The following is a 13,711-nucleotide window of genomic DNA, read 5'->3' as shown; positions in this document are numbered from 1 at the left end:
AACGCGCTATGGCCACGCAAAGCAATGGGCGTTTAGGCAGCCGATTGTTCGAGCGCTTGGCGGCCCCTCACCAGCCGGATCAGCGCTCGGAAGAGACCCGGCTCGGTGAGGTGGTGGAGTCGATCAAACGCCACCTGGTAGAGCTTCTCAACAGCCACCCCGGCAACAGCGCCTGTGCACCGGAATTGGGGCTTTTGGATTTCAACGACGCCACCATCGGCGTGTTGGATTTGGAGCTCAATATCAAGCAGGCGATCCGCCAATGCATCGAACGCTTCGAGCCCCGGGTAAAGCGGGTGGAAGTGGAGTCGCTGCCTAACGGCGGCGACCCCTTGCAGCTGCGTTTTCAAGTGCACGCCACCGTCGCGCTTGGCCACGATAGCGCCCAGGCCACGATCGATCTGCTGCTCAACAACAAGCGCTATCAGTGTATGAACTGATCGCGCGGGAAGTCATTCATGCTCAACCGCTACTACCGCGACGAACTTAACTTCCTCAAGCGTCAGGGCCGTGAGTTTGCCGAGGCGAACCCGGGCCTTAGCCGGTTTCTGTCCGAGCGAAGCACCGACCCGGACGTCGAGCGGCTGCTGGAAGGGTTTGCCTTTTTGACCGGGCGAATGCGCGAAAAGGTGGAAGACGAATTCCCGGAGCTGACGCACTCGCTGATCAGCATGCTATGGCCCAACTACCTGCGTCCGGTGCCGAGCATGGCGGTGGTACAGTTCACTCCGGTCTGGCACGTGCTCAGTCAGCAGCAAAGCGTGGCCCGCGGTACCGAGCTTTCGAGCACACCGGTCGAAGGCACCGCCTGCCTGTTTCGTACCTGCCACGATGTTGCGCTCTACCCGCTGGCCCACGCGGGCGTCACCGCTCGCCATACCCGCGAATCCTCGATCGTCGAGCTTGCCATGGACGTGCACAGCGACCAGCCCATGAACGAGCTCGGCGTAGAGGCGCTGCGTCTTTATCTGGGCGGCGACGGCTACACCGCGCGCACGCTCTATCTGTGGATGAGCCACTACCTGGGCCGGTTGGAGCTCGAGATCGACGGCCAGCGCCAGACGCTTCCGGCAAGTGCCCTGCGCCCGGTGGGCTTCGAGCCCGACCAGGCGCTTTTGCCCTACCCGCGCAACGTGCACCAGGGCTATCGCATTTTGCAGGAGTACCTGTGCTTTCCCGAGGCATTTCACTTTTTCGATGTGCATGGCCTGGGCGGCGCGCTACCTGCGAAAACCGCCGAGAAGGTGACGCTACGCTTCGTATTCTCGCGCCCGCTGCCCACCGATGCGCGCCTTCAGGATGAACACCTGGCGCTCTACTGCGCCCCGGCCATCAACCTGTTCGAGCACGATGCCGAGCCGGTCGATTTGACCGGCGAGCGCAGCGAGTACCGTATTCGCCCAAGCAGTAAGGCGCCGTCGCACTTCGAGGTGTTCAGCGTGGACGACGTGGTTGGGCGGTTGGAAGGGGCGGGAAGCGGTGCCCAAAACGGTCAGCGCCGCTATGTCCCCTTCGAGAGCTTCCAGCACCAGATCGAGCGCGACCGTGGGCGCGACTCGCTCTATTTCCGGACGCGGGTGCGCACCAGCATGCGCGGCGACGGGTTCGATCACGATATCTCGCTGGTACGCGGCGACGAAGCGCTCTGCCTTGGGCGGCGCGAGACGATATCGCTGGGCCTGACCTGCAGCAACCGCGAGCTGCCCGAGCAGCTGACCGTGGGCGATATCTGCGTGGAAACCCAGAATAGCCCCACCTTCGCAAGCTTTCGCAACGTGACCCGGCCGACCCCGGTGTTGCGCCCGGCGATCGACGACGGGCTGCTTTGGACATTGATTTCCAACTTGTCGCTCAACTACCTGTCGCTACTCAGCCGCGACGCGCTCTGCTCGGTCCTCAAGGCCTACGATTTTCGCGCTTTGGTGGACCGCCAGGCCGAGCGCGTCGCGCAAAAACGCCTGGACGGCATTATCGAGATCGATACGCAGCCGGTGGACCGGCTGCGCCGGGGCATGCCCGTGCGCGGTTTGCGCTCGGTGATGACCCTGGACCAGGACGCGTTTGGCGATGAAGGCAGCCTGTACCTGTTCGGCAGTGTCCTCGCGCGCTTTTTATCGCTTTACGCCAGCATCAACTCCTTTCACGAGTTGCAGGTCATCAACCGGCATAACCAAGAGCGTTACGTATGGAGCTCACAAGCGGGGCAGCAGCCCCTGATGTAGCGCTGGCGCCGCTTTTGAACCGGGCGCGGCGCTTTGATTTTTTTCAATTGGTAGAGCTTCTGCACCACCGTCACGGCGACGACCTGGAGCAGCGGCCTGGCGGTAGCGTGCCCGTGTTTTCGCGGGTGCGCTACAAGAGCTCGGCGTCGCTCGGCTTCCCGGGCAGCGACGTACTCGCGCTGGGCCTTGATGAGCACGGCCAGTACGCCATGGAAGTGAGCTTTCTGGGCCTGCAGGGTTCGCAGTCGCCGCTGCCGAGCTACTACCTGGAGGCGCTGGCCCACGAGTCGGCCCACCAGGAGGGCAACGCCGGGGCGTTTTTGGATTTCTTCAATCATCGTCTATTGACGTTGATGCACCGTAACTGGCGCAAGTACCGCCACTACGTGCGCTACCAGGATAACGCCGAAGATGGCTTCTCGGCCTCGGTGTTTGCGCTGGTGGGGTTGGCCGACGCCAACCTGCGCGGCGAAACGCCGATCAACTGGAGCAAGATGCTCGCCTACGCCGGGCTTTTGGCCGGGCGCTCGCGCTCGCCGGAGGTGGTGTGCGGCATCGTCAGCCACTGCTTCGATCTGGAGCAGGTCGAGATCGAACAGTGGGTCAAGCGCTGGGTCGAGATCCCGCTGGATCAGCGAAGCCGTACCGGAATGAGCGGCATGACACTGGGTGAGGATGTCGTGGCCGGCGAGCGTGTGGCCGACGTGCAGGGTAAGTTTGCGCTCTGCCTGCGCGGCTTGAGTCTCGAGCGATTTCGCGACTTTTTGCCCGACGGCCAGGAGCACGACCCGCTGAAAACCCTGGTAAGTTTCGTGCTGCGCGAGCCGCTGGCCTACGACCTGGAGCTCGAACTGTTGGAGAGCGCGGTAAAGCCCATGCGCCTTGGTGATGCTGGCTCGTGCCAGCTGGGCTGGACCACGTTCGTTGACCCCGAGGGCGGCGAAGAAAGCACGCGCCGCCGCGTACGCATTCAAATGACGAGTTAAATCATGCAAGCCGACCCGTTTGACGCCATAACGCTGGTGGTTTTGAACAGTGAACAGCTCGAAGGCCGCTCCTCCAGCAGCCATGTCTTTCATAGCGATGGAGGGACGCTTGGCAGCGGCGGCCAGGACGACTGGCTGCTGCAGGACCAGGCGCGCGAGATCCAGCCCCGCCACGCCGAGATTACCAAAATCGACGGCAAGTTCTGCCTGGTGGATGCCAGCGGCCAGACCTTCATCAACCGCGCCACACTGCCGGTAGGGCGTAATCGTAAGGTGGCCCTGCGCGACGGCGACGAGCTGACCGTGGGTGTTTACCGGCTCAAGATCCACATGGGGAATCGCCACGCCTGGCAGCCCGGCGTGCACTCGCTGACCACCCTGGTCGACGAAGAGCAGGAAGACGTCACCCGAGACGGCGGCACGGGGCCCCGGCGAAGCGAACAACCCGCCCAGCCCGAGCGCTTTGATCAGCGCGAAGACCCGATCGAGGCGCTGGGCGGCGTGATTCCCGGCTCGCTCAAGCACGACCCCATGGCGGCGCTGGACGAAGGCGAACCCAGCGCCCGGGACATCGAACCGCTGGAGGCGATGCCCTTCGCCCAGCGCCAGCACTATAGCCAGCACAACAGCAACGGGCAGCGCGAGCCCCGCGAAGAAGCGGTACGCCTTCCCGATATCAAACCCTTGACCGGCACGAACAAGCAGAGGAGCAGTGACATGGATGAGCGGCAACTGGACGACCTGGAGCGCTCTGTAGGCGAGCAGTTGGAGGATCGCTGGCAAAAACCGACGCCCCAGTCGCTGAGCCACGTAGGCGCCGACCCGCTGCTTCGAGGGCTGGGCTTCGACCTGCCTTTTCGCGATAGCGGCGAACAGCAGGCGTTTTTGGAAGAGGCCGGCCAAACCCTGCGCGCCACCATCGATGGCCTGCGTACCCTGCAGCAGTCACAAAACGACAGCAAGTACCCGCTGCGCGACCGCCGCCTGCAGCCGATCGAAGACAACCCGCTGCGCCTGGGGCTCTCGTTCGAAGAGACCGCCGAAACCATGTTCTCGGCCCAGCGTAGCTACGTGCACCTCTCCGCCCCCGAAGCGGTCGCCGAAAGCCTGCGCCATCAGGGCCAGCACCAGCACGCCGTGGAAGAGGCGATCGGCCAGGCCCTTGGCGCCATTCTCGATGCGTTCTCGCCCGAGGCGCTGTTGAAGCGCTTTCACGCCTACCGCGGCGCGGGTAACCGGATCGAAGACGAAGACGGCTGGGCCTGGGAGATGTACCAGCACTACTACCGCGAGCTCAATTCCGGGCGCCAGCAGGGCTTTCAAAAGCTTTTCTGGGAAGTATTCGAGCAGGCCTACGACCAGTCCGTCCGTCAGCAGCAGCGGGAGCAGCCATGAGCGCAGCCCCCCACTTTCCCGCCCCGGCGGCCACCGTGAACCTTGCGCGGCTGATCGGCGTGCTGGCGCTTTGCCTGCTGTTTGCCGGCTGCGCCTCTACGCGGGAGGCCGCTGGCAAGACCTGGGAGATCATGCGCGACCCGTCGACGCCCGTGGGTTACCCGGAAGACCGCCCGACGCTTGTCGATCTGAGCATGATCGCCGAGGCCAACGTGAACCCCAACGTGGAAGGCGAAGGCACGCCGCTGCGCTTTCAGGTGCTCCAGTTGAAAGACGACTCGATGCTCATGGCCGCCGACATTATCCAGCTAAGCGAGGACATGGAGGAGGCGCTGGGTACCAATTACCTCACCCACGATGACTTCACCCTGCTCCCCGGGCAGTGGAAGTTCTATGAGCCGTTCGAGATCGACGAAGAGACGCGCTACATCGGCCTCATCGCCTTTTACGCCACGCCCAACGAGGCCGAGTGGAAAAAGGTCGTGAAGGTGAGAAGCCGCGCCGAACACTACCACCTGCTGGTTCACCTTCGGGAGAGCGAAGTAGAACTAAGGAAGGAGGACTAATGGCCAGCCGAAATCGTGTGGTATGGAGCGAAGGGCTGTTTATCAAGCCCCAGCATTTCCAGCAGCAGCAGCGAAGCCTGGAAGGGCTTTTGGATACGCGCCTGCAAGGCGTTAGCCACTACCTGTATGGCTTTCTCAGCCTGGAGCTGAACAACGAGTTCTTGAGCTTTGGCCGGGTCGCCATCAGCCGGGCTGCCGGCGTCATGCCCGACGGCGTGGCGTTTCATTTGCCAAGCGACGATACCGAACCCGCGCCCCTGGAGATCAGTGACTCGAGCATCACCAACCAGGTCGTCTATTTAGGGATTCCGCTGGCCACCGACGGCGTGGGCGAGGTGCGCTGGCCCGAAGACGACCTGCCGGCACGCTATCGCATGACCACGCGCAGCGTGCGCGACCTGCACTCCCAGGAGGGCGCCACGGCGGACCTGGACGTGGCCCGGGTGTCGCCGCGGCTGCTGCTGGAGCGCGACGACCGCAGCGGCTACGCCTGTTTGGCGGTGGCGCGCATCGTCGAGCGCCGCCCGGACGGAAGCCTGGTGCTGGACGAGCATTTCCTGCCCACCTTGATGAACGTTCAGGCCGCGCCCAGCCTGCAGCGCTTCGTCGGTGAGATGGCGGGCTTGATGCGCGAGCGGGCGCGCAATATCGCCCAGCGCCTCTCTACGCCGCATCAGGCCGGGGTGGCGGACGTGTCGGACTTCATGCTGCTGCAGCTTTTGAACCGCGCCCAGCCGCGCTTTCAACACCTGGCCAGGCTTGGCCAGCTTCACCCGGAGCGCCTCTACGACACCATGCACGAAGTGTCCTGCGAGCTGGTGACGTTTACCGACGAGTCGCGCCTGCCGCCGGAGTGCCCGGCCTACGACCACGACCACCCGGATCGCGCCTTCCGCCCGCTGATGAAGATGCTGCGCCAGGCGCTCTCGACGGTGCTGGAGCCGCGCGCGGTGGCCATCCAGCTCCAGGCGCGCCGTTTTGGCCTGCTGGTGGCGCCGCTTTCCGATACCAGCCTGATCGAAACCGCCGAGTTCATTCTCGCGGTGCGCGCGGACATGCCCGGCGAGCGGCTGCGCAAGCTCTTCTTGCAGCAGACCAAGGTGGCCAGCGTCGAGCGCATTCGCGATCTCATCAGCCTGCAGCTGCCCGGCATTCCGCTGGAGCCGCTGCCGGTGGCCCCGCGGGAGCTTCCCTACCACGCAGGCTACACCTACTTCCAGCTGGACCGCCAAAGCGAGGCCTGGGGCATGCTCGAAGGTGCCAGCGGTTTTGCGTTCCACGTGGCCGGCGATTTCCCCGGTCTGGAAATGCAGTTCTGGGCGATCAGGAGTTAAGCCATGCAACAGCTTGTCACTGAAGAGCAGCACCCCGGGGGTCGACGGGAGGCGTCCAAAGGCCGCCACGAGGACCTGATCAACGAGCGTGGCCTGGAGCATCTCATCCATAGCCACGCCGGTCAGCTCGACGCCGACGAAGACTACTGGTTCAAGCTGCGCGGCCATAACCTCAACCCGCTGGTCGACGCCGCGGGCAGCCTTTTGGGCATGGTGGTCCGGGTGCGCCAGCTCGACAACGTGTCCGATGTCGAGCGCCTCTACCGCCAGGTCGTTGACGAGATTGCCGCCATCGAGATCGAGCTCACCGAGCAGGGCTACGACCGCGCCACGCTTTTAGCCTACCGCTATGTGCTCTGCTCGTTCATCGACGAGGCGGTGATGGGTATGCCCTGGGGGCGCCAAAGCAAGTGGGCGGAGCACTCGCTTTTGACCCGCTTTCACAACGAAACCTGGGGCGGCGAGAAGGTCTTCTCCATTTTGGCGCGGCTTCAACAGGAGCCCAAGCGCTACCGGGACATGCTCGCCTTTATCTATCTCTGCCTCTGTTTGGGGTTCGAGGGGCGCTACCGGGTCATGTCCCACGGGCGCGACGAGTACGAACAGATCGTGCGCGCGCTGGGCGACCAGCTGTCGGCGTTAGAGCCTGCCGTCGAGGACACCCTGACCCAGCCGCTGGACAACGTGGTGCAGGGCCATCAGCGCCACCGCGGCGCCAACTTTCCCATCTGGGGTATTTTCGCGCTGTTCGGCGCGGCCATGGTGGCGGTGTATCTGGGCTTTGCCTGGTCGCTTGACCAGCAGGCCGAGCAGATCACCACGCTTCTCAACCAACTGTACCGCTAGGAGAACACCATGCTCAGGGTAGAGCTACCCGCGCTCATCGACCGCCTCAATACCATCGCCCGCCAGGGACTCGAGCAGGCCGCGGTGCTGTGCGCCCAGCAGCAGGCCCCGGAAGTGAGCGTCGGCCATCTTCTCCAGGCGCTGCTCGACCAGCCACTTTGTGATGTGCGCGTGCTCTGCGAGCGCCTCGAGGTAGACAGCGACGCGCTGCGCGCGTTGCTCGGCGAAGAGACACGGCCGCCGCGCAGCACCGAGGTCGCCACGCCCAGCTTCTCGCCGCTTTTGATCGAGCTTTTGCAGGACGCCTGGCTTCTGGCCGCCACCGAGTACCAGCACCGCACGCTGCGAAGCGGCGCGATCTTCACCGCGCTTTTACATACCCCGGAGCGCTATCTGGGCCAGGGCTCGAGGCGGCTGCTGGCAGAGATCAACCGGGAGAGCCTGCGCCGGGGGCTTGATACGCTCACCGCGGATTCCGCCGAAGCCCCCAAGGACGCCTCTCAAGAGCCTTCGAAAGCGGCGCCCGCCGGCGACGATAGCGCGCTGGCGCGCTTTGCCACCTCGCTCACCGAGCAGGCGCGCAACGGCGAGCTCGACCCGGTGCTTGGCCGCGACCCGGAAATCGACCAAATGCTCGATATTCTGGGGCGGCGGCGTAAGAACAACCCCATCGTGATCGGCGACGCCGGGGTGGGCAAAAGCGCGGTGGTCGAAGGCCTGGCCGCGCGTATCGTGGCCGGGCAGGTGCCTTCCGCGCTCAGCGGGGTCGAACTCTTGACCCTCGACCTGGGGGCGCTGCAGGCCGGCGCGGCGGTCAAGGGCGAGTTCGAAAAACGCCTCAAGGCGGTGATCGACGAAGTCAAAAATGCCGCGCGCCCCACGCTTTTGTTCATCGACGAAGCCCACACGCTGATCGGCGCCGGCAATCAGGAGGGCGGCGGCGATGCGGCCAACCTGCTCAAACCGGCGCTGGCCCGCGGGGAGCTGCGCACTATCGCCGCCACCACCTGGCGCGAGTACAAGAAGTATTTCGAGAAAGACCCGGCGCTGTCGCGGCGTTTCCAGCCCGTGGCGCTGAGCGAGCCCAGCGTCGAGCAGGCGCTGGTGATACTGCGTGGCCTGCGCGATGTCTACGAGCGCGCCCATAACGTGCTGATCGGCGACAGCGGCCTGCGCGCCGCCGCCGCGCTCTCGGCACGCTACCTGGCCGGGCGCCAACTGCCGGACAAAGCGATCGACGTGCTGGATACCGCCTGCACGCGGCTGGCCCAGGCGCTGGACACACCGCCGCGCCAGCTAAGCCACCTGAAAAGCGCGCATACCGCGGCGCTTCGCGAGCGCGACCAGCTAGCTCGGGAGACGCTTTTGGGCCGCACCCCGGACAGCGCCCAGAGCGAGGCGTTGGCCGAGCAGTTGGCCGGGCTCGAAGAGGAGCTTGCCACCCTGGAAGCGGCCTGGCAGGCCCAGCGCGAATGCGTGGACGCTATCGTGTCGCTCCACCGCCAGCTGCTCGACGCCGACGAAAACGGTGAAGCCTCGGCGCTACACGCCGAGCTTGCCGAGCGCGAGGCAACGCTCAGAGAGCTCCAGCAAACCTTTGCGCTGGTCAATCCCAGTGTCGAAGAGGCGCAGATCGCCCAGGTCATCGGCGACTGGACCGGCGTGCCCGTCGAGCGCATGACCAGTGACGAGCTCACCCGCCTGACCGAGCTCCCCGAGCATCTGGGCGAGCTGATCAAGGGCCAGGACAGCGCGATCGAGCGTATCCATCGTCATCTGCTGACCGCCCGGGCGGACCTTCGCCGCCCGGGGCGGCCGCTGGGCGCGTTTTTGCTCGCCGGGCCCAGCGGCGTGGGCAAAACCGAAACCGTGGTGCAGATCGCCGAGCAGCTCTACGGCGGTCGCGAATTTCTCACCACCATCAACATGTCCGAGTACCAGGAAAAGCACACGGTCTCGCGGCTGATCGGCTCGCCGCCGGGCTACGTCGGCTTCGGCGAAGGCGGTCTGTTGACCGAGGCGATCCGCAAACGGCCTTACTCGGTGGTACTGCTCGACGAAGTCGAAAAAGCCCACCCGGACGTGCTGAACCTGTTCTACCAGGCGTTCGATAAGGGCGAGCTGGCCGACGGCGAAGGGCGGTTGATCGACTGCAAGAACGTGCTGTTCTTCCTCACGTCCAACCTGGGCTATGAAGCGATCAACGAGCACCGCCGCGACCCGGCCGCCCTCGACCAGGCGCTTTATCCGGTGCTGGCGGCGTTTTTCAAACCGGCACTGCTTGCACGCATGGAGGTGGTGCCCTACCTGCCATTGGAGGGCGAGACGCTGCGCGAGATCGTGCGCGCCAAGCTCGACACCTTGGCCGGGCGCATTCGGGCCCGCCACCGCCAGGCCGAGGTGGTGCTGGACGACGCGCTACTGGAGGCGATCTGCATTCGCGCCACGCGCAGCGAAAACGGCGCGCGCATGCTCGAGTCGGTGATCGACGGCGAACTGCTGCCGCCGCTCTCCCGGGCGCTTTTGGAGCGCATGGCACGCCGCGAAGCGGTGTCGAGCGTGGTGCTGGGGGTCGATAGTGAACACGACCGCTTTACCGCCGAGGTCGCCTGACGCCATGACGCTTCCCGCTCGCTCGTTAACCGGCCTGCCCAGTGCAGCGCTTGCGGCCATGCCGCTGGCGTTGACACTGGTGGAGAGCGCGTCGCTTTCCGCGCTGCGTAAGCAAGCGGCCAGGCTTTTGCGCGACTGCCCGGGCGTGGACGCGGCGGAGTGTCTGTATATCGACGGCAGCGGGCGCTGGCTGGGCCGCGACGGCCTCGACACGCAGTTCGACTGCGGAGATTTCAGCCACCCCTACGCCCACGTCGTGCGTAACGACAGCGCGCTCAGCCTGAGCGTCAGCGACGCCCGCCTGCGCTTGGACCACCCGGGCTTTCAGGGCCAGATCGCGTCACTTGCCACCCGCCGCCAGCTACGCCTTCGCCCGCTCCGGGCGTTGGATGGCCGGCGCGAATGGCTGGGCGTGCTGCTCCTGGCCGGCGAGCCCGAGGCGCTGGACGCGCTTTTTGATGAAGCCGGTATGGCCGCGTTCGAGGCGCTTTTATGTCGTTTGTGGGCACGCCTGGCGCGGGAGCACGGCGAGCGCCAACGCTCCCGAGTACTGCAGGATTCGCTGGCCAAGCTCAACGACGGCGCCCGCCGGCAAAGCCTTGCCAATCGCCTCGGCGAGCAGATTCTCGGTCAGTCCGCCGCCATGCAGGCGCTGAGAAGCCAAGTGGTGCGCGCCGCGGAAACCAACCTGGCAGTGCTGCTACAAGGTGAAACCGGCACCGGCAAGGACCGCGTTGCCCAGGCCATTCACGAGCTTTCCGGCCGGGCCCGCGAATCCTTCATGGCGATCAACTGCGCGGCGATCCCCGAAACGCTGCTGGAGTCCGAGCTCTTTGGCCACGTCAAGGGCGCGTTCTCCGGCGCCGACCAACCCCGCGAAGGGCTGATCGCCAAGGCCCACGGTGGCACGCTGTTTCTCGATGAGATCGGCGACATGCCGCTGGCGCTACAGGCCAAGCTTTTACGCGTGCTGGAGAGCGGGCGCTACCGGCCGCTGGGTTCGACCGACGAGCGCTGCGCCGATTTGCGCCTGGTGGCGGCCACGCATCAGCCGCTGCGCGAGCAGATCAAGGAGCAGCGCTTTCGCGCGGACCTTTACTACCGACTGGGGCAGTTTCCGATCACCCTGGTGCCGCTGGCCAGCCGCCGCGACGATATCGAAACCCTGGCCCGCTCGTTCATTCGCGACTTCTGCAGCCGCGAGGCGCGCGAAGAGATGGGCATCACCCCGGCGGCGCTGCGGCTTTTACACCGCCGCGCCTACCCGGGCAACGTGCGCGAGCTTAAAAACGTGATCGACTACGCCTGCGCCATGACCACCCAGGGGGCGGATATCGACGCCGCCATGCTGCCCGGCGAGCAAGCGCCGGACGATACGCCCGCGCTGCCAACCCAAGAGGCCACCCAGGCCCCTTCCGGCGACGCCGTGCTGGAAAGCGAAATCGACGATCTGCGCCAGGCGCTGCGTGAAATCGAGTCGACGATCATTCGCAAGCGGCTGCAACGCTTCGGCGGCAACCGGGCGCAGGCGGCGGAAAGTCTGGGGCTACCCAAGCGAACCCTGGCGCACAAATGTCAGCTACTGGAGCTGGATACCAAATGAACGTGATGCTGTTAAAACGCCGATGGCCGGGCAGCGCCTTGCTGCTGCTGGGCTTATTGGCAAGCGCCGGCGCGAAGGCCCAGGCGCCCGAGGCGCTACTGGATAGCGCCCAGGCGTGCACTGAGGAGGCGTCGCGCCTCGAGCGGCTCAACTGCTACGACGCGCTGTTTTTGGAGGCGACGACCACCCAGGAGCAGGGCGAGCTGCCCGCGCTCTGGTACGCGGTCGAACGCCAGGAAGCGGGCCGCGGTGACGACGACATGGGGCTGATCGCCAACACCACCGCGGACACTATCTTGATCAGCGTGCCGGCGCTGGGCACCACGCCGCCGCGGCCGGTGATGGTACTGGCCTGTGAAAAGTGGATCACGCGTTTCCAGCTGCACCTGCCCGCACCGCTTAGCCAGGCGCGGGTGGATGTACGGCTGGTCGGCGACAATGGCTCCATCCCTCAGCAGTGGCGCGTGCGCGACGGCGGCCGCGTGGTCAGCGGCGGGCGCGGGCTGCCCGCCATCGAGACGCTTCGCCAGTTGTTGGGTACCGGCGCCGTCACGCTGCAAAGCGACCTGGCCGAACTCGATGGGCTGCGCTTCGATGTCTCTGGTCTGCGCGAGGTCATCGACCCGCTGCGCGACGCGTGCGGCTGGTAAGGGGAGGTTCATGCAAATTACCGCAGAATCACAGCTCGAGCCCTTGCTGGCGCCGCTTCCCGAGAACGCCGAGGGCGCGCCGGTGGGCGTGCCGGTCGAGGACAGCAACCACTACCTGACCCTGGACGAGGAGATGATGAAGATCGGCTCGCTCCAGCACGCCAGCATCGACTGGGAAAACGCCGAGACGTTGGCGATTCGCATGCTGAGCGAACAGGGCAAGGACTTGAAAGTACTGGGGCACTTGATGCACTGCATGCAGCATGGCGGCAGCGGCGTGCGCTTTGCGCTCTCGCTTCGCCTGCTGGCCCGCAGCATCAAAGCGCCCTGGTGGGAAAGCGCCTACCCCTTCGCCGGCAAGCGCGGCGACAAACTGCGCCCCCGGCTTTTTCAGCAGTTCATCCAGCGCAGTATAAAACTGCTGGCGACGCTGGATTTCCACAACGCCCAGGACGAGTTCGAGGCCTGTGAAACATCGCTTGCCGAACTTGCCCAGCAGGTGGCGCAGAAATCCCTGCCCCACCAGGCGCTGGACGAGCTGACTCGCCAACTGAACGCCCTGCGCCCGAGCCAGGAAACGAACACGGCGGCCAGCGATACGCCCGCCTCGCCAGGTGGCGAAGGGGGTTCGACATCCGCCGCTCGATCTCAGGGCCAGGCCCAGGCGCAGCCCGAGACCGCGGCTCCGGCGGCGAAGGCGCCGGAGCTTCGTCTGGAATCCGGCAACGAGCGCGGCAACCGCCAGGCCCTGCTCAACATGGCGGAGTTCATGGCCGAGCAGTCGCTGGGCGAGCCGCTGGTCTATCGCCTTCGCCGCTACGCGATCTGGAGCACGATCCAGGCGCTGCCGGGCGCCCGGGAGAACGGCAAGACCGAACTGGCGCCGGTCTCGGCGGACCGTACCGCCGAGTACCGCGAGGCGCTGGCCAAGGGCGGCGATTCAAGCCTTTGGCAGCGCATCGAAAAAAGCCTCGCGGTGAGCCCTTATTGGTTGGAAGGCCACCGGCTGAGTGCCGGGCTTGCCAAACAGCTGGGCCACCCGCGCTGCGCCGAGGCGATTCGCGATGAAACCCAGCGCTTCGTACAGCGCCTGCCGGGGATCGAGGCGCTCACCTTCAATAACGGCGCCGCGTTTGTCGACGAGGAAACCACGCGCTGGCTGCAAAGCGCCCAACAGGGGGGCGCGGCCCCGGAAAGCGGGGGCGAGGCCTGGCACCAGGGGCTCGAAGAGGCGCGCGAAGCGCTGGCGCAAAACGACACCGGCGCGGCGCTGAAAGTGCTGGACCAGGGCCTGGGCGCGGCGCGCTCGCCCAGAGAGAGCGCCTACTGGCGGCTGGCAAGCGCGGAGCTTTTGGAAGAGGCGGGGCTTTCGAGCCTGGCGCAGCAGCACTACGTCACGCTCCACCAAACGGTCAGCGAGCTGGCGCTGGAGCAGTGGGAGCCTTCGCTGATCGCACGTTTGAAAGCCGCGCTGCCGGAGACCCCCTCGGGGTGAA

Annotated in this window: 11 protein-coding genes; all 11 read left to right on the top strand. The window is 65.5% G+C overall.

What is annotated here, in order from left to right; genetic code table 11:
• Positions 1–8: 8 nt before the first annotated feature.
• Genes tssE through tssA form a run of 11 tightly spaced genes read left to right on the top strand, consistent with a single transcriptional unit; the run spans position 9 to position 13,710 of the window.
• Complete coding sequence (gene tssE / locus ACWFVE_RS14240; RefSeq protein ID WP_447529921.1) at positions 9–440, top strand: type VI secretion system baseplate subunit TssE; 432 nt, start codon at positions 9–11, stop codon at positions 438–440.
• 18 nt (positions 441–458) lie between these two features.
• Complete coding sequence (gene tssF / locus ACWFVE_RS14235; RefSeq protein ID WP_447529920.1) at positions 459–2,222, top strand: type VI secretion system baseplate subunit TssF; 1,764 nt, start codon at positions 459–461, stop codon at positions 2,220–2,222.
• Positions 2,186–3,208 carry a type VI secretion system baseplate subunit TssG gene (tssG, locus tag ACWFVE_RS14230; RefSeq protein ID WP_447529919.1) on the top strand — a complete coding sequence of 341 codons (1,023 nt, stop codon included), beginning with the start codon at positions 2,186–2,188 and terminating at the stop codon, positions 3,206–3,208. Before tssF ends, tssG begins: the two co-directional genes overlap by 37 nt.
• Positions 3,209–3,211: 3 nt before the next feature.
• Complete coding sequence (tagH, locus tag ACWFVE_RS14225; RefSeq protein ID WP_447529918.1) at positions 3,212–4,603, top strand: type VI secretion system-associated FHA domain protein TagH; 1,392 nt, start codon at positions 3,212–3,214, stop codon at positions 4,601–4,603.
• Complete coding sequence (gene tssJ, locus ACWFVE_RS14220; protein WP_447529917.1) at positions 4,600–5,169, top strand: type VI secretion system lipoprotein TssJ; 570 nt, start codon at positions 4,600–4,602, stop codon at positions 5,167–5,169. The genes tagH and tssJ overlap by 4 nt, the downstream gene beginning before the upstream one ends.
• Positions 5,169–6,503, top strand: coding sequence for a type VI secretion system baseplate subunit TssK (gene tssK / locus ACWFVE_RS14215; protein WP_447529916.1), 1,335 nt, complete (start codon positions 5,169–5,171; stop codon positions 6,501–6,503). Before tssJ ends, tssK begins: the two co-directional genes overlap by 1 nt.
• Positions 6,504–6,506: 3 nt before the next feature.
• Positions 6,507–7,349 carry a type IVB secretion system protein IcmH/DotU gene (icmH, locus tag ACWFVE_RS14210; RefSeq protein WP_447529915.1) on the top strand — a complete coding sequence of 281 codons (843 nt, stop codon included), beginning with the start codon at positions 6,507–6,509 and terminating at the stop codon, positions 7,347–7,349.
• Between the two features lie 9 nt (positions 7,350–7,358).
• Entirely contained in the window at positions 7,359–9,962 is a 2,604-nt protein-coding gene (gene tssH, locus ACWFVE_RS14205; protein ID WP_447529914.1) for a type VI secretion system ATPase TssH, read from the top strand.
• A 4-nt stretch (positions 9,963–9,966) separates the two neighbouring features.
• A complete protein-coding gene (locus ACWFVE_RS14200) occupies positions 9,967–11,565 on the top strand; it encodes a sigma-54 interaction domain-containing protein (protein ID WP_447529913.1) in 1,599 nt (532 codons plus the stop codon).
• Positions 11,562–12,215: a type VI secretion system-associated protein VasI gene (gene vasI / locus ACWFVE_RS14195; RefSeq protein WP_447529912.1), complete on the top strand. Its 654-nt coding sequence runs from the start codon at positions 11,562–11,564 to the stop codon at positions 12,213–12,215. Before ACWFVE_RS14200 ends, vasI begins: the two co-directional genes overlap by 4 nt.
• Positions 12,216–12,225: 10 nt before the next feature.
• Positions 12,226–13,710 carry a type VI secretion system protein TssA gene (gene tssA, locus ACWFVE_RS14190; protein WP_447529911.1) on the top strand — a complete coding sequence of 495 codons (1,485 nt, stop codon included), beginning with the start codon at positions 12,226–12,228 and terminating at the stop codon, positions 13,708–13,710.
• The last annotated feature ends 1 nt before the right edge of the window (position 13,711 follow it).

The sequence above is a fragment of the Vreelandella mediterranea genome (assembly GCF_970647075.1).
This window is presented reverse-complemented; position numbering and strand designations above follow the sequence as displayed.

Coding starts and splice junctions, on each gene's coding strand:
- vasI (WP_447529912.1), top strand. CDS start 11,562: ATGAACGTGATGCTGTTAAAACGCCGATGGCCGGGCAGCGCCTTGCTG.
- tssH (WP_447529914.1), top strand. CDS start 7,359: ATGCTCAGGGTAGAGCTACCCGCGCTCATCGACCGCCTCAATACCATC.
- tssA (WP_447529911.1), top strand. CDS start 12,226: ATGCAAATTACCGCAGAATCACAGCTCGAGCCCTTGCTGGCGCCGCTT.
- icmH (WP_447529915.1), top strand. CDS start 6,507: ATGCAACAGCTTGTCACTGAAGAGCAGCACCCCGGGGGTCGACGGGAG.
- tssJ (WP_447529917.1), top strand. CDS start 4,600: ATGAGCGCAGCCCCCCACTTTCCCGCCCCGGCGGCCACCGTGAACCTT.
- tssG (WP_447529919.1), top strand. CDS start 2,186: ATGGAGCTCACAAGCGGGGCAGCAGCCCCTGATGTAGCGCTGGCGCCG.
- tssF (WP_447529920.1), top strand. CDS start 459: ATGCTCAACCGCTACTACCGCGACGAACTTAACTTCCTCAAGCGTCAG.
- tagH (WP_447529918.1), top strand. CDS start 3,212: ATGCAAGCCGACCCGTTTGACGCCATAACGCTGGTGGTTTTGAACAGT.
- ACWFVE_RS14200 (WP_447529913.1), top strand. CDS start 9,967: ATGACGCTTCCCGCTCGCTCGTTAACCGGCCTGCCCAGTGCAGCGCTT.
- tssK (WP_447529916.1), top strand. CDS start 5,169: ATGGCCAGCCGAAATCGTGTGGTATGGAGCGAAGGGCTGTTTATCAAG.
- tssE (WP_447529921.1), top strand. CDS start 9: ATGGCCACGCAAAGCAATGGGCGTTTAGGCAGCCGATTGTTCGAGCGC.